This window comes from Pseudomonas sp. Sample_23 (genome assembly GCF_004307595.1).
Taxonomy (GTDB): domain Bacteria; phylum Pseudomonadota; class Gammaproteobacteria; order Pseudomonadales; family Pseudomonadaceae; genus Aquipseudomonas; species Aquipseudomonas atacamensis.
Map to the genome: position 1 here is coordinate 17594 of NZ_RCNX01000074.1, position 22434 is coordinate 40027.

Annotated in this window: 17 protein-coding genes; 15 read left to right on the top strand and 2 right to left on the bottom strand. The window is 60.9% G+C overall.

From position 1 onward, the window contains the following. Positions 1-114 precede the first annotated feature (114 nt). Complete coding sequence (locus tag D8U82_RS19255; protein WP_016773170.1) at positions 115-432, top strand: Rieske (2Fe-2S) protein; 318 nt, start codon at positions 115-117, stop codon at positions 430-432. Here the strand turns inward: D8U82_RS19255 and sfsA are convergent. Together sfsA and D8U82_RS19265 are read right to left on the bottom strand one after the other, a co-directional pair. Beyond that, positions 429-1142: a DNA/RNA nuclease SfsA gene (gene sfsA, locus D8U82_RS19260; protein WP_024014329.1), complete on the bottom strand. Its 714-nt coding sequence runs from the start codon at positions 1140-1142 to the stop codon at positions 429-431. The genes D8U82_RS19255 and sfsA overlap by 4 nt on opposite strands. Next, entirely contained in the window at positions 1142-2311 is a 1170-nt protein-coding gene (locus tag D8U82_RS19265) for a pyridoxal phosphate-dependent aminotransferase (protein WP_130902758.1), read from the bottom strand. Before D8U82_RS19265 ends, sfsA begins: the two co-directional genes overlap by 1 nt. Before the next feature lie 332 nt (positions 2312-2643). On the opposite strand from D8U82_RS19265, the gene dksA reads away from it, so the two are divergent. The 14 genes from dksA (at position 2644) to D8U82_RS19345 (ending at position 22341) form a co-directional block, all read left to right on the top strand. Next, positions 2644-3087 carry an RNA polymerase-binding protein DksA gene (gene dksA / locus D8U82_RS19270; protein ID WP_016773167.1) on the top strand — a complete coding sequence of 148 codons (444 nt, stop codon included), beginning with the start codon at positions 2644-2646 and terminating at the stop codon, positions 3085-3087. 210 nt (positions 3088-3297) lie between these two features. Then, positions 3298-4191, top strand: coding sequence for a tRNA glutamyl-Q(34) synthetase GluQRS (gene gluQRS, locus D8U82_RS19275; protein ID WP_130902759.1), 894 nt, complete (start codon positions 3298-3300; stop codon positions 4189-4191). A 77-nt stretch (positions 4192-4268) separates the two neighbouring features. Then, complete coding sequence (locus D8U82_RS19280) at positions 4269-4445, top strand: hypothetical protein (RefSeq protein ID WP_003176118.1); 177 nt, start codon at positions 4269-4271, stop codon at positions 4443-4445. Beyond that, positions 4429-7383 (top strand): sensor histidine kinase, encoded by a 2955-nt coding sequence (locus D8U82_RS19285; RefSeq protein WP_024014332.1) that lies wholly within the window; start codon positions 4429-4431, stop codon positions 7381-7383. The genes D8U82_RS19280 and D8U82_RS19285 overlap by 17 nt, the downstream gene beginning before the upstream one ends. 22 nt (positions 7384-7405) lie before the next feature. Beyond that, complete coding sequence (locus tag D8U82_RS19290) at positions 7406-8842, top strand: sigma-54 dependent transcriptional regulator (protein WP_039761623.1); 1437 nt, start codon at positions 7406-7408, stop codon at positions 8840-8842. 733 nt (positions 8843-9575) lie between these two features. Continuing rightward, on the top strand, positions 9576-10976 hold the full coding sequence (locus tag D8U82_RS19295) for a polynucleotide adenylyltransferase PcnB (protein ID WP_016773164.1): 1401 nt from the start codon (positions 9576-9578) through the stop codon (positions 10974-10976). Between the two features lie 2 nt (positions 10977-10978). Continuing rightward, a complete protein-coding gene (gene folK / locus D8U82_RS19300) occupies positions 10979-11464 on the top strand; it encodes a 2-amino-4-hydroxy-6-hydroxymethyldihydropteridine diphosphokinase (RefSeq protein WP_016773163.1) in 486 nt (161 codons plus the stop codon). 435 nt (positions 11465-11899) lie between these two features. Then, complete coding sequence (gene panB, locus D8U82_RS19310; RefSeq protein ID WP_016773162.1) at positions 11900-12700, top strand: 3-methyl-2-oxobutanoate hydroxymethyltransferase; 801 nt, start codon at positions 11900-11902, stop codon at positions 12698-12700. Further along, positions 12697-13557, top strand: coding sequence for a pantoate--beta-alanine ligase (panC, locus tag D8U82_RS19315; RefSeq protein ID WP_016773161.1), 861 nt, complete (start codon positions 12697-12699; stop codon positions 13555-13557). Before panB ends, panC begins: the two co-directional genes overlap by 4 nt. Positions 13558-13917: 360 nt before the next feature. Then, complete coding sequence (gene pgi / locus D8U82_RS19320) at positions 13918-15582, top strand: glucose-6-phosphate isomerase (protein WP_016773160.1); 1665 nt, start codon at positions 13918-13920, stop codon at positions 15580-15582. A gap of 200 nt (positions 15583-15782) precedes the next feature. Further along, positions 15783-17720, top strand: a complete 1938-nt coding sequence (gene acs / locus D8U82_RS19325; protein ID WP_130902761.1) for an acetate--CoA ligase — start codon at positions 15783-15785, stop codon at positions 17718-17720. 134 nt (positions 17721-17854) lie between these two features. After that, complete coding sequence (locus D8U82_RS19330; RefSeq protein WP_130902762.1) at positions 17855-18871, top strand: class I SAM-dependent methyltransferase; 1017 nt, start codon at positions 17855-17857, stop codon at positions 18869-18871. Positions 18872-19093: 222 nt separating this feature from the next. Next, positions 19094-22045, top strand: coding sequence for a DUF748 domain-containing protein (locus D8U82_RS19340; protein WP_130902764.1), 2952 nt, complete (start codon positions 19094-19096; stop codon positions 22043-22045). Beyond that, positions 22042-22341, top strand: coding sequence for a DUF2845 domain-containing protein (locus D8U82_RS19345; RefSeq protein WP_039761633.1), 300 nt, complete (start codon positions 22042-22044; stop codon positions 22339-22341). The genes D8U82_RS19340 and D8U82_RS19345 overlap by 4 nt, the downstream gene beginning before the upstream one ends. Positions 22342-22434 lie beyond the last annotated feature (93 nt).

The window sequence follows — 22434 nt, forward strand, 5'->3', positions numbered from 1 at the left end:
TATCCTCGGCAACGGCCAGACTCCCTGTGGGAGAAGGTCGCCATTTGATAATTGTTTGCATTTGAACGTCAAGCTCGGACATATCCAGACACGAGCGGACATTTGAGGATAGCCATGAAGTTTCTCTGCGCCGGCAGCGATCTGGCCGAAGCCGGCAGTCGCGGTTTCGAAATCGAAGGCAAAAAGCTGTTTGCCGTGCGTCGTGGCGGCAAGGTGTTTGTCTATTTCAATCGCTGCCCGCACCGGGGCGTCGGGCTGGAATGGCAGCCCGACCAGTTTCTCGATCCGAGCAATAGCCTGATCCAGTGCGCTACCCATGGCGCACTGTTTCTGATCGAGGACGGCGAATGCGTCGCCGGCCCCTGCGCCGGGCAGTCGCTCACGGCAATTGAATGCCGGGAAGATACACAAGGCGTGTGGGTCGACGTTTAACCGTTTAGCCGCACGTCGAGTCGGCGGTCGATGACCATCTCTTCATGGTCCAGGCGCACGCCGTAGGCCAACACCTCAACACCGCAGGCGACCGCTTCACGCAACGCCTCGGCGTAAGCCCAATCGATCTCCTCGGCCGGGCGCACGGCATCGATGCCGGTCAGGTTCACGCAGTACAATTGCACCGCCCGAATGCCGTCGCGCGCCAGATGCGCCAGCTCGCGCAGATGTTTGGCGCCGCGCTGGGTCACCGCATCGGGAAACGCCGCCACCGCCGTGCCGTCGAAGCCGAGGGTGACGCTTTTGACTTCGACATACGCCGGCCCACTGGGGTATTCGAGGCGGAAGTCGATGCGGCTTTTTTCCTGTCCGTAGGCAACCTCACGCTTCAATGCGGTAAAACCGTTCAACTCGGTGATCACGCCCGCCTGCAAGGCTTCCTCAACCAAGCCGTTGGCGCGCCCGGTGTTGACGCAAAACAGCCGGCCCTGCGGGGTTTCGCCAATTTCCCAAGTGCCGGGCAATTTGCGTTTCGGGTCATTGGAGCGACTGAACCAGACCTGCCCGCCCTCGACCTGGCAATTGAGCATCGAACCGGTGTTGGGGCAGTGAATGGTCAGCAATTCGCCGCTAACGGTCTCGATATCGGCGAGAAAACGCTTGTAACGACGAATCAGCCGCGCTTCTTCCAGAGCAGGATAAAAGCGCATCAGCCTTGCCAGCTCTTCAAGCCGCGCGCAATGCGCTCAACCGCTTCCTGTAAACGTGCGAGGTTTTGTGTGTAAGCGAAGCGCACGTGATGGCTGGCCTGATAACGACCGAAATCCAGTCCGGGCGTAAAGGCAACGTGCTCGGTTTCGAGGAAATGCCGGCAGAACGCGAAGGCATCACCGCCGAAACGGCTGATATCGGAGTACAGATAAAACGCGCCTTCCGGCTCAACGGCGATGTTGAAACCAAGTTCACGTAGCGCCGGCAGGAGGAAGTCGCGACGGCGCGCAAACTCGGCGCGGCGTTCTTCGAGAATCGCAATGGTGGCCGGCTCGAAACAGGCCAGCGCCGCGTACTGCGCCATGCTCGGCGCGCTGATGTAGAGGTTCTGCGCAAGCTTTTCCAATTCGCTGACCGCCGCGTCTGGCGCCACGAGCCAGCCCAGGCGCCAACCGGTCATACCGAAATACTTGGAGAAACTGTTGAGGACAAAAGCGCCGTCATCGACTTCCAGCACACTGGCAGCATCAGTGCCGTAGGTCAGGCCGTGGTAGATCTCATCCACCACCAAATGCCCGTGCCTGGCCTTGATCGCTGTGGATAATCCGCCCAGTTCATCGCGGGTCAGCAAAGTGCCCGTCGGGTTGGCCGGCGAAGCGACAAGAGCGCCGACACTGTCGTGATCCCAATGCCGCTCGACCAGATCCGGGGTCAGTTGATAACGCACCTCCGGCCCGACCGGCACCAATTGCGCCGCGCCTTCGACCAGCCGCAAGAAATGCCGATTGCACGGGTAGCCCGGGTCGGCGAGCAGCCAGTGTTTACCCGGATCGACCAACAGGGCACTGGCCAGCAACAGCGCGCCGGAGCCGCCCGGCGTGATCAGAATCCGCCGTGGGTCGATATTCAGACCGTAACGCGATTGGTAGAAACCGGCGATCGCCTCGCGCAGTTCGGGAATGCCACGGGCGGCGGTGTAGCGGGTCTTGCCCGCCGTCAACGCAGCTTGCCCGGCGCGAATGATCGGCTCGGCGGTGGTGAAGTCCGGCTCGCCGATTTCCAGATGGATCACGTCGTGGCCTTCGGCCTGCAATTCATTGGCCCGCGCCAGCAGCGCCATCACATGGAACGGTTCGATCGCACGACTGCGCGCACTGTAGGGGCCCATTGGAATGCCTTCGACGGAAAAAAGAGACGATTCTACCTGTCTGCCGGAACGAGCGAGAACCCATGAAGGTCACAGCCTCAAGAACGCTGGACTGTAACGATCTGAACGTACGCTCCAGGATTGACTAAAATCAGTGATTGAACAGGTCTCCCTTCCCACAGACACGGCTTGTCAGACATCTGCAAGCGCCACCCGCCGGGGGCTCGACATCCGGGAGTAGCGCAGGCTGATTTGATCTGGTAAGTTCGCCCGCTTGCAGCCGCAGGGCCGGCAGGTGTCGGTGATGGAGCAATCCTGCGCAATGGATTACAAGAGTAGAGGCGGTCTATTTCATGTCCACCCAAGCAAAGCAACAGCAGAAAGACACGATCAGCGGCTTCGAACCTTATGTTTCGAAGGCGGGTGAAGAGTACATGGGCGCTCCAATGCGCGCGCACTTCACCAAGATCCTGAACAAGTGGAAACTGGACTTGATGCAGGAAGTCGACCGCACGGTTGATCACATGAAAGACGAAGCGGCCAATTTCCCTGACCCGGCCGACCGTGCCAGCCAGGAAGAAGAGTTCGCCCTCGAACTGCGCGCCCGCGACCGCGAGCGCAAGCTGATCAAGAAAATCGACAAGACGCTGCAACTGATCGAAGACGAAGAGTACGGCTGGTGCGAGTCCTGCGGCATCGAGATTGGCGTCAAGCGCCTCGAAGCCCGTCCGACAGCGGATCTGTGCATCGACTGCAAGACCCTGGCGGAAATCAAGGAAAAGCAGGTCGGCAAGTAATCTCGACCTGAACGAAAAACGGAGCGTGCGAACGCTCCGTTTTTGTTTCTGTGTTTTGCCCGCGGAACCTGCTTCTGCCTCTGTGGCAGCGAGCCAGCTCGCGAAAGCGTCCCTTCAGACAGCTCATTATTGCCTGACACAGCGCTTTCGCGAGCAGGCTCGCTCCCACAGAGGTAACCTGCTCAAATTCTGAATAGCCTTTATCGCCTCATGACTGCCAAATCCCCCGCCTACATCGGCCGCTTCGCCCCCACCCCCAGTGGCCACCTGCACTTCGGTTCGCTGGTCGCTGCGTTGGCGTCTTACCTCGACGCCCGCTCCGTCGGGGGGCGCTGGCTGGTGCGCATGGAAGATCTCGATCCGCCGCGCGAAGAGCCCGGTGCGCAAGCGGCGATTCTCAAGGCGCTGGAAAGCTACGGTTTCGAATGGGACGGCGAAATGGTCCGCCAAAGCGATCGACACGCGGCTTATGCCGAAGTGCTCGATAGCTTGTTCAATCATGGCCTGGCCTACGCCTGCACCTGCTCGCGCAAACAACTGGAGCCCTATCACGGGATTTATCCGGGGTTTTGCCGCAATGCCGGGCATGAACAGCACGACGCCGCGATCCGCCTGCGCGTGCCGGAGCTGGAATACCACTTCATTGATCGCGTGCAGGGCGAATATCGCCAGCACCTGGGCCGCGACGTCGGCGACTTCGTCATCCGTCGGCGCGATGGTCTCTACGCCTATCAACTCGCGGTGGTACTCGATGACGCCTGGCAAGGCATTACCGATATTGTGCGTGGCGCCGATCTGCTCGATTCGACGCCGCGTCAGCTGTACCTGCAAGAACTGCTCGGCCTGAAACAGCCGCGCTATCTGCACCTGCCGCTGATCACCCAGCCGGACGGCAACAAACTCGGCAAGTCCTACCGCTCGCCGCCGCTCGAAGCCGATCAGGCCACGCCGTTGCTGCTGCGGGCCTTGCGCGCGCTGGGGCAGAATCCCGGTACCGAACTGGCTCACGCTTCGCCGGGCGAACTGCTGGCCTGGGGCTGCGCGCATTGGGATGCCGACCGGATCCCGCGCACACTGACCCTGCCCGAAGCGCAACTGCAATGACGACACTTGCAGTCGCGCGCCCATCCGTTACCATCGCCGCACGTTTTCGGGCACGCGCATAAAAAAGAGAGGCCGGGATGTACATCTATCGCTTGGTCCTGCTTCTGGTCGTCGGGATCTACCTGTTCTCCCCCGCCATCATGGATTGGTGGATCGACGCGACGGGCGCCTGGTATCGCCCTTATCTGCTCTGGCTGATCCTGATTGTCGTGACCTTCATCCTGCAGAGCCAAAAAGATGCCGATGAGCTTTAGCCTGACCCAGATGATCCTGATCAGCGCCGCGTACCTGGCGGCGCTGTTCGGCGTTGCCTGGGTCAGCGAACGGGGCATGATCCCGCGCGCGATCATTCGCCACCCGTTGACCTACACCCTGTCGCTGGGGGTTTACGCCAGTGCCTGGGCGTTCTACGGCACGGTGGGCCTGGCCTATCAGTACGGTTACGGCTTTCTGTCCAGTTATCTCGGCGTGTCCGGTGCATTCCTGCTGGCGCCGGTGCTGCTTTATCCGATCCTGAAGATCACCCGCACGTATCAACTGTCGTCGCTGGCCGATCTGTTTGCCTTCCGCTTTCGCAGCACTTGGGCCGGTGCGCTGACCACGATTTTCATGCTGATTGGCGTCTTGCCATTGCTTGCCTTGCAGATTCAGGCCGTGGCCGACTCGATCGGCATTCTCACCGGCGAACGTGTGCAAAGCCGCGTGGCGCTGGCGTTCTGTGCGCTGATCATTCTGTTCACGATTTTCTTCGGTTCCCGGCACATCGCCACGCGCGAGAAACATGAAGGGCTGGTGTTCGCGATTGCTTTCGAATCGATCATCAAACTGATCGCTCTCGGCGGCGTTGGCCTGTACGCGCTGTATGGCGTGTTCGACGGCCCGCAACAGCTCGAACTGTGGCTGCTGCAAAACCAGACCGCCCTCGCCGCCCTGCACACGCCGTTGCAGGAAGGTCCGTGGCGCACGCTGCTGCTGGTGTTCTTTGCCTCGGCGATCGTGATGCCGCACATGTATCACATGACCTTTACGGAAAACCTCAATCCGCGCTCGCTGGTCAGCGCCAGTTGGGGCCTGCCGTTGTTTCTGCTGTTGATGAGTCTTGCCGTACCGCTGATTCTCTGGGCCGGGCTGAAACTCGGCGCCACCACCGACCCGGAATATTTCACCCTCGGCATCGGCATCGCCGCCAACAGCAAACCGCTGGCCTTGCTCGCCTACGTCGGTGGCCTGTCCGCCGCCAGTGGCCTGATCATCGTCACCACCCTGGCCTTGTCGGGCATGGCGCTGAACCATCTGGTGCTGCCGCTCTATCAGCCGCCGGCCGAAGGCAATATCTACCGCTGGCTGAAATGGACCCGTCGGGCGCTGATCGTGGCGATCATCATGGCCGGTTTCGGTTTCTACCTGATGCTCGGCGTCGAACAGGATCTGGCCAACCTCGGCATCGTCGCGTTCGTTGCGACCCTGCAATTTCTGCCCGGGGTGTTGTCGGTGTTGTACTGGCCGACCGCCAACCGCCGCGGCTTCATTGCCGGTCTGCTGGCGGGGATCACGGTCTGGGTGGTGACCATGCTGCTGCCGCTGGTCGGCAATCTGCAGGGCTTCTATATCCCGCTGCTAAACATGATCTACGTGCTCGACGACACCAGTTGGCACATGGCGGCCATCGCCTCGCTGGCGGCCAACGTGCTGATGTTCACTTTGATCTCGCTGTTCACCAACGCCAGCCCGGAAGAAGCCAGCGCCGCCGAAGCCTGTGCAGTGGACAACGTGCGGCGCCCGCAACGCCGCGAACTGCACGCCGCCTCGCCGCAGGAATTCGCCACGCAGCTGGCCAAGCCGCTAGGTGCCAAGGCTGCGCAGAAAGAAGTCGAGCAAGCGCTGCGCGACTTGTATCTGCCCTTCGATGAACGCCGGCCGTATGCCTTGCGCCGGTTGCGCGACCGCATCGAGGCCAACCTGTCCGGCCTGATGGGCCCGAGCGTTGCGCAAGATATGGTGGAAACCTTCCTGCCCTATAAGGCTGGCGGCGAAAACTACGTCACCGAAGACATTCACTTCATTGAAAGCCGTCTCGAGGATTACCACTCGCGCCTCACCGGCCTGGCCGCCGAGCTCGACGCCCTGCGCCGCTACCACCGCCAGACCTTGCAGGAACTGCCGATGGGCGTCTGCTCGCTGGCCAAGGATCAGGAGATCCTGATGTGGAACAAGGCGATGGAAGAGCTGACCGGCATCGCCGCACAGCGAGTGGTCGGTTCGCGCCTGAGCACGATCGCCAACCCGTGGAAAGAATTGCTGCAAGGCTTCATCAACCTGCCCGACGAGCATTTGCACAAACAGCATCTGGCCCTCGATGGTCAGACCCGCTGGCTGAATCTGCACAAAGCGGCAATCGACGAGCCGTTGGCCCCGGGTAACAGTGGCCTGGTGTTACTGGTCGAGGATCTGACCGAAACGCAGATGCTCGAAGATAAACTGGTGCATTCCGAACGGCTGGCCAGCATCGGTCGACTCGCAGCGGGTGTGGCCCACGAAATCGGCAACCCGATCACCGGCATCGCCTGCCTGGCGCAGAACCTGCGCGAAGAGCGCGAAGACGACGGCGAGCTGACGGAAATCAGCGGGCAGATTCTCGAGCAGACCAAACGCGTCTCGCGCATCGTCCAGTCGCTGATGAGCTTCGCCCATGCCGGCAGCCATCAGCACAACGACGAACCAGTGTGTCTGGCCGAAGTCGCGCAGGACGCCATTGGCCTGCTGGCGCTGAACCGGCGCAATTTCGAAGTGCAGTTCTACAACCTGTGCGATCCCGATCATTGGGTCGAAGGCGACCCGCAACGGCTCGCCCAGGTGCTGATCAATCTGCTCTCCAACGCCCGCGACGCCTCGCCGCCGCACAGTGCGGTACGGGTCAAGAGCGAAGCCGGCGAACACACGGTCGATCTGATCGTCGAAGACGAAGGCAGTGGCATTCCGTCGAGCATCATGGACCGATTGTTCGAACCTTTCTTCACCACCAAGGATCCGGGTGAAGGCACCGGTCTGGGCCTTGCACTGGTCTATTCCATCGTTGAAGAGCATTATGGACAAATCACCATCGACAGCCCGGCTGATGTACAAAGCCAACGCGGCACCCGTATCCGGGTGACCTTACCGCGTCATGTCGAAGCGACGTCCGCTGTGAACTGAGACCGTCGAGAGTATCGAATCAATGCCGCACATTTTGATCGTCGAAGACGAAACCATTATCCGCTCCGCCTTGCGCCGCCTGCTGGAACGCAACCAGTACCAGGTCAGCGAAGCCGGATCAGTGCAGGAAGCACAAGAACGCTTCACCATTCCTACGTTCGATCTGATCGTCAGCGACCTGCGCCTGCCGGGCGCTCCGGGCACGGAGCTGATCAAGCTCGGCCAGGGCACACCGGTGCTGATCATGACCAGTTACGCCAGCCTGCGCTCGGCGGTCGACTCGATGAAAATGGGCGCGGTCGATTACATCGCCAAGCCGTTCGACCACGATGAAATGCTCCAGGCGGTTGCGCGGATCCTGCGCGATCGCCAGTCGGCGCCGGCTGCCGGCGAAGCTACGGCGAGCAAGCCTGCCGCTGGCAATGGCAAAGCTGCTGTGGATAACAGCAATGGTGAAATTGGCATCATCGGCTCCTGCCCACCGATGCAGGACCTGTACAGCAAGATCCGCAAAGTCGCGCCAACCGATTCCAACGTATTGATTCAGGGTGAGTCCGGTACCGGTAAAGAACTGGTGGCCCGCGCCCTGCACAATCTGTCGAAACGCGCCAAGGCGCCGATGATTTCGGTGAACTGCGCGGCGATTCCGGAAAGCCTGATCGAATCAGAACTGTTCGGCCACGAGAAAGGCGCGTTCACCGGCGCCAGTGCCGGTCGCGCCGGTCTGGTCGAAGCGGCGGACGGCGGCACCCTGTTTCTCGATGAGATCGGCGAACTGCCCCTCGAAGCCCAGGCTCGCCTGCTGCGGGTTCTGCAGGAGGGCGAAATTCGCCGCGTAGGTTCGGTGCAGTCGCAGAAAGTCGATGTGCGCCTGATCGCTGCAACTCACCGCGATCTGAAGAGCCTGGCGAAAATCGGTCAGTTCCGTGAAGACCTTTATTACCGTCTGCACGTGATTGCCCTGAAGCTGCCGCCGCTGCGCGAGCGTGGCGCCGACGTCAACGAAATCGCCAATGCCTTCCTCGCTCGCCAGAGCGCGCGGATCAATCGCACCGACCTGAAATTCGCCGCCGATGCCGAACAGGCGATCCGGCACTATTCCTGGCCGGGTAACGTGCGTGAGCTGGAAAACGCCGTCGAGCGCGCGGTGATTCTCAGCGAAAGCCCGGAGATCTCGGCCGACCTGCTGGGCATCGACATCGAGCTGAGCGATCTGGAAGACGACGAGTTCATCGGTCTGCCGCCGCAAACCGGCGGTAACGCCAGCAACAGCAGCCATGAGCCGACCGAGGATCTGTCGCTGGAGGATTACTTCCAGCACTTCGTCCTCGAGCATCAGGACCACATGACCGAGACCGAACTGGCACGCAAACTGGGCGTCAGCCGCAAATGCCTGTGGGAACGCCGCCAGCGTCTGGGCATTCCACGGCGCAAGACCGGGGTCGCCAGCGAGAGCTGAGCGTTACCCACCGCGTGCGCGGGTAACGCATGACAATGTGAAAAAACTGTTACCGCAGTCGATTCACGTAACAGAAGCCGGGGTTATCGGTAACGAAACCCCGGCTTTTTTTCGCCCCTGCAAAACGGTTATATCGACCTAACCCCTTGTTTTACTGGGCGAGACAAAAGTTGGCACGCACCCTGCTATATGTTTGGTACAAGAACAATAACAAGCAATGCACAAGACAATAAAAATAAGACGAATCGACTCACGCACAATAAAAACAAGACGGCGAGAGGCGCAGCTAACTGATTCTTTTGGAGAGGCGTTGTATTTGGGGCTTGCCCCACGACCAGGCCGAGAACAACAAAAACTGTCCTAAGACAGAGCCTGTACTGGTTGGATCGACAGATCACTGCAATTCAGCGACCAAAGCAATCCGTTTGCTCTTGGCTCCCGATTGGGAGGGTCACGAAGGAAACACTTCGTGGCGAGGGCACTCAACAAAAACAAGAAGCCCGAATCAATAATAAAAAGAGCACGCAACTACTTCTTGGGGAGCTTCGGCTCCCCTTGTAGTTTCTCCCTTCCGTGAAATCCCCCCGTTTTCCTCGCTCGACCCTTGTAGCTTGGGGCTTGCAGCTCATATCTGCCGCGTCCTACACCATCCCCCGACTAAATGCTAGAATCTGCGCCCATCATGCGGTCATTCTTTTGGTATGGCCGAACATTCCTTCAAACAGTGCATCCCATGCTGAAGAAGCTGTTCCAGTCATTCCGAACTCCCGTGCGTCGTACGCAACACATCCGCAGCACCCCTGAAGTGCTCAACAGCGGCCAACATTCGCTGCAGAAAACGCAGTTCAGCCGCTATGCGGTGAATATCGTCGAACGCCTGCAAGGTGCCGGTTACCAGGCTTATCTGGTCGGTGGTTGCGTGCGTGACATGCTGCTGGGCATCACGCCCAAGGACTTCGACGTCGCCACCAGCGCCACCCCCGAGCAGGTGCGGGCCGAATTCCGCAATGCGCGAATCATCGGCCGCCGGTTCAAGCTGGTGCACATCCATTTCGGTCGCGAAATCATTGAAGTCGCGACCTTCCGCGCCAATCACCCGGTCAACGAAGACGACGAAGACAGCAACCAGTCTTCGCGCAACGAGAGCGGGCGGATTCTGCGCGACAACGTCTACGGCACCCTGGAAGAAGACGCGCAACGCCGCGACTTCACCATCAACGCCCTGTATTACGACCCGGTCAGCGAGCGCATTCTCGATTACGCCAATGGCGTGCACGACATCCGCAATCACCTGATCCGCCTGATCGGCGACCCGAAGCAGCGTTACCAGGAAGACCCGGTGCGCATGCTGCGGGCCGTGCGTTTCGCCGCCAAGCTCAACTTCGGCATCGAGAAGCACACCGTGCAGCCGATCCGTGAGCTGGCGCCGATGCTGCGCGAGATTCCGTCGGCGCGACTGTTCGAAGAAGTGCTCAAGCTGTTCCTGTCCGGGCACGGCGCGATCACCTTTGAAATGCTGGTTGATCTGCAACTGTTCGCCCCGCTGTTCCCGGCCAGTGCCGAGGCGCTGGAATACAATCCGGAATACACCCACACGCTGATCAGCGAAGCACTGACCAACACCGACCTGCGCATCAAGCAGAACAAACCGGTGACCCCGGCGTTCCTCTTTGCCGCCCTGCTCTGGCCGGCGCTGCCGGCGCGAGTGTTGCGTCTGCAGGAACGTGGCATGCCGCCGATTCCGGCGATGCAGGAAGCCGCTCACGAACTGATTGCCGAGCAGTGCCAGCGCATCGCGATTCCGAAGCGCTTCACCATGCCGATCCGCGAAATCTGGGACATGCAGGAACGCCTGCCACGGCGCAGTGGCAAACGCGCCGATCTGTTGCTGGACAACCCGCGCTTCCGTGCCGGTTACGATTTCCTCCTGCTGCGTGAAAGCGCCGGTGAGGAGACCGATGGCCTCGGCGAATGGTGGACCGATTATCAGGACGCCAATGACAGCGAGCGTCGCGACATGATCCGCGACCTCAGCGGCAAGGGTGACGATGCCAGCGGCGCACCGCGCAAACGTCGCCGCAGCGGCGGTTCCAAGCGCAAGCGCGCCGGTGCTTCGAGCGCGACGGGCGAGTAAGCATGGAACGCATCTACATCGGCCTGGGCAGCAACCTCGCTGACCCGGCCGACCAGTTGCGCAGCGCCATCGCGGCGCTGGGCCAATTGCCGCAGACACGTCTTGCCGGCGTGTCAGCCTTTTATCAAAGCGATTCGCTGCTGCCGGGCCAGCCGCGTTACACCAACGCCGTCGCCGCCCTCGACAGCTCGCTCGCACCGATCGAGCTGCTCGACGCCTTGCAAGCGATCGAAAACGCTCAGGGCCGCGAACGTCTTGAGCGCTGGGGGCCTCGCACGCTGGATCTGGATATTCTGCTGTTCGGCGATCGCCTGATCGATGAGCCACGGCTGAAGGTCCCGCATTACCAGATCCAAGAGCGGGCGTTCGTTCTTTATCCCCTCGCTGAACTGGCACCGCAGGATCTGCGTCTCGCCGATGGCCGCACGCTGACAGACCTGCTGGCCGCCTGCCCGTTCGTCGGCCTTGAACGCCTCTCCCAGCCCTGACAAAAATCTGCTGTGAAATGTGGTTATGTGGCGAGGGGATTTATCCCCGCTGGGTCGCGGAGCGGCCCCATGTTGTGTACAGCTTGGTCAGATTTGGGCCTGCTTCGCAGTCCAACGGGGATAAATCCCCTCGCCACAGGTCACCTGCCAATCTCCAGTTTTTGTCAGACAAAAATCCCCCGAATCAGGCCCGCCGCGCCGCTGAATCGCATCAGTAACGCCGGTAACACCGCCCGCGTAACAATGCGGTAACACACGCAATTGACTTCCTGTTGGCTCATCACGACTATAGGCGTCCCGCTGCCGCCAACCCGGTATGAACGGGCGCAATCCAGGCTTTTCAAAGCACGACACAAGACCGTGCGCCTGAGTAGATGAAGAATCACGCGCGTGACTCGCAGCAGTTTCCAGAGCGCCTGAACGAGGATTTTTTACATGCCAGCCATCACCCTGACCACGCTCCAGAGCCTCAAGCAGAAAGGTGAAAAAATCACCATGCTGACCTGCTATGACGCGACCTTCGCCCACGCCTGCAACGAGGCCGGTGTCGAAGTGCTGCTGGTCGGCGACTCCCTCGGCATGGTTCTGCAGGGTCATGACAGCACCCTGCCGGTGACCACGGCGGAAATGGCCTATCACGTCGCCAGCGTCAAGCGTGGCAATGGCGATGCCCTGATCCTCGCCGACCTGCCGTTCATGGCCAACGCCACCCTCGAACAGACCATGACCAACAGCGCCATGCTGATGCAGGCCGGCGCGCACATGGTCAAGGTCGAAGGTCAGCTGTGGCTGGCGGAGTCGATCCGCCTGCTCGCCGAGCGCGGTGTGCCGGTGTGTGCGCACATGGGCCTGACCCCGCAAGCAGTGAACATTCTCGGTGGCTATAAAGTGCAGGGCCGCAACGAGAATCAGGCGCGGCAGATGCGTGCCGATGCGATCGCGCTGGAGCAGGCCGGTGCGGCCATGCTGTTGCTCGAGTGCGTGCCGAGCGAACTGGCGGCAGAAATCAGCCAGGCCGTGGGCATTCCGGTGATCGGTATCGGTGCCGGCAACGCCACCGACGGCCAGGTGCTGGTATTGCACGACATGCTCGGCCTGTCGATCACCGGCCGCGTACCCAAATTCGTCAAAAACTTCATGCAAGGTCAGGACAGCATCCAGTCCGCGCTGAAGGCTTACGTCAGCGAAGTCAAAGCCACCACGTTCCCCGGCATCGAACACGGATTCTCTGCATGAACACCGTCAAAACCGTACGCGAACTGCGCGCCGCCGTCGCCCGCGCGCGCAGTGAAGGCAAGCGCATCGGCTTCGTGCCGACCATGGGCAACCTGCACAGCGGCCACGTCGCCCTGATCACCAAAGCTACCCAGCGAGTCGATTTCGTGGTTGCGAGTATTTTCGTCAACCCGCTGCAATTCGGCGCCGGCGAAGACCTCGACAAATACCCGCGCACCCTCGCTGCCGATCAGGAAAAACTCCTCGAAGCCGGTTGCGACCTGCTGTTTGCGCCGACGGTTGAAGAGATGTACCCGGACGGCATGGCCGGGCAAACCCGGGTCAGCGTGCCGCAATTGTCCGAAGGCCTGTGTGGCGCCAGCCGTCCGGGGCACTTCGAAGGTGTGGCGACGGTGGTCAGCAAGCTGTTCAACATGGTCCAGCCGGACCTGGCGATTTTCGGCCAGAAGGATTACCAGCAACTGGCGGTGATCCGCGCGCTGGTGCATGACCTGAACATGCCGATCCAGATCATCGGCGAGCCGACCGTGCGTGCAGCGGATGGCTTGGCGCTGTCGTCGCGCAACGGCTTCCTCAATGAAGACCAGCGCGCCGTGGCACCGGTGGTGTATCGCGTGCTGAGCAGCATTGCCGAAGCGATCAAGCAAGGTGAGCGCGATTACCCGGCGCTGATCACTGCGCAGTTGCAGGTGCTGGAAGCGGCGGGGCTGCGTCCGGACTATCTGGAAATCCGTCATGGCCTGACGTTGCGTCCGGCGACGGCGGAGGATCGCGATCTGGTGATTCTGGCAGCGGCGTTCCTCGGCACTACGCGGCTGATCGACAACCTGCACCTGAATCTCGATAGCCCGATTTAAGCAGCAACGAATTTTCCCTGTGGGAGCGAGCCTGCTCGCCAAGGCGGTGTATCAGCGACTTATAAGTTGCCTGACACCACGCCTTCGCGAGCAGGCTCGCTCCCACAGGTGTTTTCGGCGCATGACGGTTGGGCGAAAGTGTTCCGGGCACCTCCGTTTGTCGGCCAGATTCTTCAACGGATGTTAAAAAAGTACAGGGATCTGGTCAGACAAAGTCAAGACAGAACGCAGCGCGAGGTTTACTGTATTCGCCCTGTGTCCAGATCTCGTGTCGACGCAGTTGATCCCATGCGCTAAAAACCCGTGGTTGATCTGTACCGTGTTCAAAAGGCCGTTCAAGTAAAAAGGAAAACCGCAGCGATGGCGTACTACCGCACTCCTCACGACGTTACCGCTCTGCCCGCCTGGCAAGCGTTGAAAGATCACCGCCAAGCCATGCAGGATTTCAGCATGCGCGAAGCCTTCAACGCCGATCCGCAGCGTTTCAATCAGTTCACCCTCAGTAGCTGCGGTCTGTTTCTCGACTATTCGAAGAATTTGATCAACGCCGAGACCCGCAACCTGCTCGTGGGCCTGGCCAATGAAGTCGACCTGAAGGGCGCGATCAAAGCGCTGTTCGACGGCGAAATCGTCAACGCCTCCGAAGGCCGCCCGGCACTGCACACCGCCCTGCGCCGCCCGGTCGGCGACAAGTTGTCGGTCAACGGCGTCAACGTGATGCCGGAAGTGCACAAGGTGCTGAACCAGATCACCGATCTGGTCGGCCGCATCCACGATGGCTTGTGGCGTGGCTACACCGAGAAGCCGATCACTGACGTGGTCAACATCGGCATCGGTGGTTCGTTCCTCGGTCCTGAGCTGGTCTCCGAAGCACTGCTGTCCTACGCGCAGAAAGGCGTACGTTGCCACTATCTGGCAAACATCGACGGCAGCGAATTCCACGAGCTGACGCAGAAACTGCGCGCCGAGACCACGCTGTTCATCGTTTCGTCGAAGTCGTTCAACACCCTCGAAACGTTGAAAAACGCGCAGGCCGCACGCGCCTGGTACCTGGCGCAGGGCGGCTCGGAAGCCGAGCTGTATCGCCACTTCATCGCTGTGTCGAGCAACAACGCCGCCGCTGTGGCTTTCGGGATTCGCGAAGAAAACATCTTCCCGATGTGGGACTGGGTCGGCGGGCGCTACTCGCTGTGGTCGGCGATCGGTTTGCCGATTGCGCTGGCCATCGGCATGTCCAACTTCAAGGAACTGCTGTCCGGTGCCTACACCATGGACCAGCATTTCCAGACCGCGCCGTTCGAACAGAACATGCCGGTGCTGCTGGCCCTGCTCGGCGTCTGGTATGGCAACTTCTGGGGTGCGCAAAGCCACGCGATCCTGCCGTACGACCACTACCTGCGCAACATCACCAAGCACTTGCAACAGCTGGACATGGAGTCCAACGGCAAGAGCGTGCGTCAGGACGGCACCTCGGTGTCGACCGATACCGGCCCGGTGATCTGGGGCGGCGTCGGCTGCAACGGTCAGCACGCTTACCACCAGTTGCTGCACCAGGGCACCCAACTGATCCCGGCCGACTTCATCGTGCCGATCGTCAGCTTCAACCCGGTTTCCGACCATCACCAGTGGCTGTACGCCAACTGCCTGTCGCAGAGCCAGGCGCTGATGCTCGGCAAGACCCTGCCGGAAGCTGAAGCCGAACTGCGCGACAAAGGCATGGGCGAAGACGACGTGCGCAAACTTGCGCCGCACAAGGTGATCCCGGGCAATCGTCCGAGCAACACCCTGGTGGTCGAACGCATCAGCCCGCGTCGCCTCGGCGCGCTCGTTGCGATGTATGAGCACAAAGTGTTCGTGCAAAGCGTGGTCTGGGGCATCAACGCCTTCGACCAGTGGGGCGTAGAACTGGGCAAGGAATTGGGCAAAGGCGTCTACAACCGTCTGGTCGGCAGCGACGAGACCGTGGCTGACGATGCCTCGACTCAGGGCCTGATCAACTACTTCCGCGGGCGTCATCGCGGCTGATAAAAGCCTTCGGGCACAACGCTGTTCCCCTGTGGGAGCGAGCCTGCTCGCGAAATCGGTGCGTCATTCAACACTGTGTTAACTGATCCGCCGCCTTCGCGAGCAAGCTCGCTCCCACAGTTGTTTTGGCGCATGACTTGAACCTGTGCAGCGCTCGGCGCATCTTTATTCGTGTCGCACCACAAGAATAAGGAACCGTCATGTTCGATATCAGCACGTTCCCCAAAGCCGATGCCGTGCGCCAGGCCGCTCAGTTGAGCCAGGACGAGTATCGGCGCCTGTACCGCGAATCGATTGAACACCCCAGCGCCTTCTGGGCCGAGCAGGCCACGCGTTTCCTCGATTGGAGCACGCCGTGGCAGACCGTTCAGCGCTATGACCTGAAAACCGGTGAAGCGGCCTGGTTTGCCGGCGGCAAGCTCAACGTCAGTTACAACTGCATCGACCGTCACCTCAAGCAACGCGGCGAGCAGACCGCCCTGCTCTGGGAAGGCGATGATCCTGCCGAATCGGCGCAGATCACTTACAACAAACTCCATCACCACGTCTGCCGTCTGGCCAACGTACTGAAAAGCCGTGGCGTGAAGAAAGGCGATCGGGTGTGCATCTACATGCCGATGATCCCCGAAGCCGCCTACGCCATGCTCGCCTGCGCGCGAATCGGTGCGATCCATTCGGTAGTGTTTGGCGGATTTTCCCCGGATTCCTTGCGTGATCGAATCCTCGACGCCGACTGCCGTACCGTGATCACCGCCGATGAAGGCGTGCGCGGCGGCCGCTTCGTGCCGCTGAAAAACAACGTCGACAAAGCCCTGCAAAGTTGCCCGAACGTCAGCACCGTCGTGGTGGTCGAGCGCACTCAGGGCGAGGTCGATTGGGTCGAGGGCCGTGACCTCTGGTACCACCAGGCCGTGCGTGAGGTCAGCGACGACTGCTCGCCGGAACCGATGGACGCCGAAGATCCGCTGTTCATCCTCTACACCTCCGGCAGCACCGGCAAACCCAAAGGCGTGCTGCACACCACCGGCGGTTACCTGCTGCAAGCAGCAATGACCTTCAAGTACGTGCTGGATTACCGCGACGGCGAAGTGTTCTGGTGCACCGCCGACGTCGGCTGGGTCACCGGCCACAGTTACATCGTCTACGGGCCGCTGGCCAACGGTGCGACCACACTGATGTTCGAAGGCGTGCCGAGCTACCCGAGCAGTTCGCGCTTCTGGCAGGTCATCGACAAGCACAAGGTCAACATTTTCTACACCGCACCTACCGCCCTGCGCGCGCTGATGCGCGAAGGCGCCGGACCGTTGAAGGAAACTTCACGCGCCAGCCTCAGATTGCTCGGCAGCGTCGGTGAGCCGATCAACCCGGAAGCGTGGGAATGGTATTTCAATGCTGTCGGTGAACAGCGCTGCCCGATTGTCGACACCTGGTGGCAGACCGAAACCGGCGGCATCATGCTCAGCCCGCTGGTCAGCGCCCAACGGATCAAACCGGGCTGCGCGACGCAACCGATGTTTGGCGTGCAACCGGTGTTGCTTGACGAAGTCGGCAAGGAAATCAAAGGCGCCGGCAGTGGCGTGCTGGCGATCAAGTCGAGCTGGCCGGCGCAGATTCGCAGCGTCTACGGCGATCCGCAGCGGATGATCGACACCTACTTCAAACCCTACCCCGGCTATTACTTCACCGGCGACGGCGCCCGCCGCGACGAGGACGGCGATTACTGGATCACCGGACGCATCGACGACGTGATCAACGTCTCCGGCCACCGCATCGGCACCGCCGAAGTGGAGAGCGCCCTGGTGCTGCACGACAGCATCGCCGAGGCCGCCGTGGTCGGTTATCCCCACGACGTCAAAGGCCAGGGCATCTACGCGTTTGTGACGCCAATGAACGGCACCGAGGCCAACGAAGAGCTGAAGAAAGACCTGCTGGCGCATGTCAGCAAGGAGATCGGCAGCTTCGCCAAACCGGACCTGATCCAGTGGGCGCCGGCATTGCCGAAGACCCGTTCGGGCAAGATCATGCGGCGAATTCTGCGCAAGATTGCCTGCAATGAGCTCGACAGCCTCGGCGATACTTCGACGCTGGCTGACCCAGGTGTGGTGCAGGACCTCGTTGATAAACGTTTGAATCAATAGCTTCAAGAGCAGGCTCGCTGCCACAGGTGATCGCATTGCACATGTGGGAGCGAGCCTGCTCGCGAAGGCCATCACGCGATCCCCCGGCAAACTGTTAAACTCCCGCGCCCAATTCCCCTCAGCAAGGCGCCCGCATGTCTTCCTTGAATCAGGCGCTGCGCGCCGCCCTCGATCAACGCCAGGACCTGCTCGCTGCGCTGCACGGCCAGGGCACCGATTGCTATCGGCTGTTCCATGGCAGCCAGGAAGGTGCCGGCGGCCTGACCATCGACCGCTACGGCCCGCAACTGCTGGTGCAGAGTTTTCACCAGACGCTCGAACGTGATGATCTGCTGCAACTGCACGCCATGGTCAACCAGACGCTGGGCTTCGACAGCCTGCTGGTCTACAACGACCGCTCCCGTGGCAACTCGCGGATCGATCGCGAGGACAGCGTTTATAAAGCCGATGACGCCGCACTGGCGGATCTGGTCGGGCATGAATGGGGCCTGAACTACCGCGTGCGCGGGCGTCATGCCGGGCAGGATCCGCTACTGTTCCTCGACCTGCGCAACACCCGTGGCTGGGTCAAGGATCACGCGCAAGGCAAAAGTGTGCTCAACCTGTTCGCCTACACCTGTGGCGTTGGCCTCAGTGCTGCGGCCGGCGGTGCACGTGAGGTGTGCAACCTCGATTTTGCCGAGGGCAATCTGGCGGTCGGTCGCGAGAATGGTTTGCTCAACCCGCAACTGCCGCCGATGCAATTCATTCAGTCCGATTACTTCCCGGCAATCCGCCAGCTCGCCGGCCTGCCGATCAGCCAGCGGCGCGGGCAGAAGTTGCCGAGCTATCAGCGCCTCGAACAGCGCCAATACGATCTGGTCCTGCTCGATCCGCCGGCGTGGGCCAAAAGTGCGTTCGGCACCGTCGATTTGCTGCGCGATTATCAGAGCCTGCTCAAACCGGCGCTGCTGACCACGGCTGACAACGGCGTGCTGATCTGCTGCAACAACCTGGCGAAAGTCAGCATGGACGACTGGCGCGAACAAGTGCTGCGCTGCGCTGAAAAATCCGGCCGCCCGGTGCGCGAATGGAGCGTGATGACCCCGGGCGCCGACTTCCCCTCGCGGGACCAGCAGCCACCCTTGAAGACGCTGATCTTGCAGCTGTGATCCCTCAGGCATGAGCGATTACATTCCCCTGTGGGAGCGAGCCTGCTCGCGAAGGCGCAGTGTCAGTCGACTTGTTTTTCACTGAACCAGCGCATTCGCGAGCAGGCTCGCTCCCACAAGGGAGATCTGTTCCTACAGAAATTTCTGAACAATCCTGTCCCACATCAAGCACTTCGGAACCAGAATCGCGTGCCATACTCCAAGGCACTCCGATTCAGACAGATGAAGCCGCACATGCCCAAAGGATTGATTCGCGCGATTGGCGCACTGCTGACAGCCCTGGCCCTCTACAGCCTGCTGGGGTTTCTGATCCTGCCGGGCATTGCCTTGCGCGTGGCCAACCAGCAACTGGCCAACTACGCGACGGTGCCGGCGCATCTGCAGCGCATCGAACTCAACCCGTTCAGCCTGGAAGTTTCCCTGTGGGGCCTGGTCATCGGCGAGCCGGGCAAGGAGCAGGTCGGCTTCGATCGCCTCTATGCCAACCTGCAAATCGACAGCCTGTGGACCAAGGCCCTGCACCTGTCCGACATCGAACTGGACAAACCCAAAAGCGAAATCCTCTTCGCCAAGGACGGCAAGCTCAACCTGCTCGGCCTGTTCAACCTGCCGCCGAGCGAGCCGACACCCGCCGATCCCGACGCCAAGCCGTTCCCGCTGCGTATCGACAACATCAAACTGGCCGGCGGCGTGGTGCATTTCGAGGATATGCGGCCCAGTGAGCCGATCGAATTTCTTTACGACGACCTCAGTTTCGAGCTGAAAAACCTCAGCACCCTGCCCGAGGACAGCGCCGACATGACCCTCGTCGCCATCGGCCCCGCTGGCGGGCGGATCGACTGGACCGGCAATTTCAGCCTGATCCCGTTCACCTCCGAAGGCACCCTGAAAGTCACCGATGGCCAGATGAAATCCTTCTGGCCCTACGTGCGCGACGCCGTGCCGCTGGTGCTGGAAAACGGCGTGGTCAGCCTCAGCACCGAGTACAAACTCAACCTGTCGAAACAGACCGAACTGCTGCTGAACAACGTCGCGGTCAGCATTGCGCCGTTCGCCATCAAGGCTCCGGACGGACGTCCGCTGGCCAGGCTTGAACGCCTCGACGTCAGCGAAACCTCGCTCGACCTGGCCAAGCAGCAAGTGGTGGTCGGCAAGATCCGCAGCAACAAACTGGAAACCTGGGCGGCGCTGGAAGCCGACGGCCAGTTGGATTGGCAGAAGCTGTTCGCCAGCCAACCGTCGAAACCGGCGGCCAAAGCCGCTGCCGAACCTACGGATACACCGGCCGCCGCCGACTCGCCGAAACCTGAGCCAAGCGCCCCGAGCAAGCCATGGCAGGTGCTGGTCAAGGATGTGCAACTGCGCAACTACACGGTCCATCTCGCCGACCGCTCGGCGCAACCGGCGGTGGCGCTGGACATCACTCCGTTGAACGTCGACCTGCAGGATTTCGACAGCCTCAACGGCTCGCCTTTCAAGCTCAAGCTCGACAGCGGTCTGGGCAAGCAAGGCAAGATCAGCGCCGACGGCACGGTCAATCTGGCCCCGGTCAACGCGCAGCTCAACGTGAAAACCGAGGACGTCGACCTGCGTGTCGCGCAGTCCTACATCAACCCGTTCATTCGCCTGGAACTGCGCAGCGGCATGCTCGGCAGTGACCTCAAGGTCAACTTGAAGAGCACCGAGCCGCTGGCCCTCAGCGTCACCGGCCGCGCGCAGATCGATCAACTGCACACCCTCGATACGCTGAAGACCCGCGACTTCCTCAAATGGCAGCAAGTCGTGGTCGACGGCATCAACTATCAGCACGGCGATAGTCTGTCGATCGACAAGGTCAACCTGTTGCAGCCGTATGTGCGCTTCATGATCAACGACGATCGCACCACCAACGTCGACGACCTGCTGATCCCGCAACCGGCCGACAGCGGTGCAAAAAGCACCGCAGCCAAACCTGCCGGCAAGGACAAACCACTGGGCATTCACATCGGTGCGATTGCGATCAACGACGGCTCGGCCAACTTCGCCGACTTCAGCCTGACGCCGAATTTCGCCACCGCCGTGCAACAGCTCAACGGTCAGATCGGCACCATCGACAGTCGTCAGGCGAAGCCGGCAAGCGTCGACATCAAAGGCAAGGTCGACCGCTATGCGCCGGTGACCATCAAGGGTGCGGTCAATCCGTTCGACCCGATGGCCAGCCTCGACATCGCCACCAGTTTCAAGCGCGTCGAACTGACAACCCTGACGCCCTACTCCGGCAAATTCGCCGGCTACCGCATCCGCAAGGGCAGGCTCAACCTTGACCTGCACTACCTGATCACCAAAGGCCAACTGAAAGCCGAGAACAAAGTCGTCGTCGAGCAACTGCAACTGGGCGAGAAGGTCGACAGCCCTGATGCAGTAAGTTTGCCGCTGAAACTGGCGATCGCCCTGCTCAAGGACGTCGACGGCAAGATCTCCATCGAATTGCCGGTGACCGGCGACCTGAATAATCCACAGTTCAGCGTCATGCCGATCGTCTGGCAGACCCTGCGCAATTTGATCGTCAAAGCTGCCGCCGCGCCGTTCAAGATGATCGGCGGGCTGGTCAGTGGCGGCGGCTCCGAAGACCTCGGCACGGTGTCCTTCGCGCCGGGCTCCAGCGATCTGAGCAAGGACGCCGAAGCGGCGCTGGTGAAACTGTCGCAAGCGCTCAAGGAACGTCCGGCGCTGCGCCTGGAAATCGAAGGCACTGCCGCGAAGAGCAGTGATGGGCCACTGCTCGCCGAGCAACGTCTGGAACGCGAATACCAATACAACTACTACAAGATGCTCCAGCGCCGTGGCGACAAGGTCCCGGCCCAGGCCTCGCTGCTGCAAGTGCCCGAAGGCGAGAAAGGCGCATTGCTCGAAGGGATTTACCGCACCCGCCTGAAAACCCAGCCACCGGCAGAATGGAAAGACCTGGGCAAGGAAGAGCGCACGGCGAAAATGCGCCAAGGCGTGATCGCGTTCTGGAGCGGCAGCGAGGTGCTGTTGCGACAGTTGGGCCAGGATCGCGCCAGCACCATCAAGGATTACCTGGTCGACAAGGGCAAGCTCGAAGATGACCGCGTGTACTTCATCGACGCGAACCTCGGCGAGGCCGAAAGCGATGGCCGCGTGGTCACGCAAATGCACCTGGATGCAGAATGACCGTGCGTAACTGGCTGGCTGTGCTCGCTCTGACCTGCGCCGCCGGCCACGCGTCGGCTTCGGATACATTGCGCTGCGGCAGCCAGTTGATCAGCCTCGGCGACCGCGCTAGCGAGGTGCTGCAAAAATGCGGCGAGCCGGTCAGTCGCGATGTGCTCGGCTACAAGCGCAGCGCCAATCGCCGCGAAGAGTTTCAGGTCGAGGAATGGACCTACGGCCCGAACAACGGCATGTATCAATACCTGCGCTTCGAAGGCAATCGCCTGCGGCAGATCAACAGCAAACGCGGTAACTGAGAAGAGCAAAAGATCGCAGCCTTCGGCAGCTCCTACATTTGGAATGCATTCCCCCTGTAGATACCGTCTTGAGCCTCACCGGGCAAGCGCAAG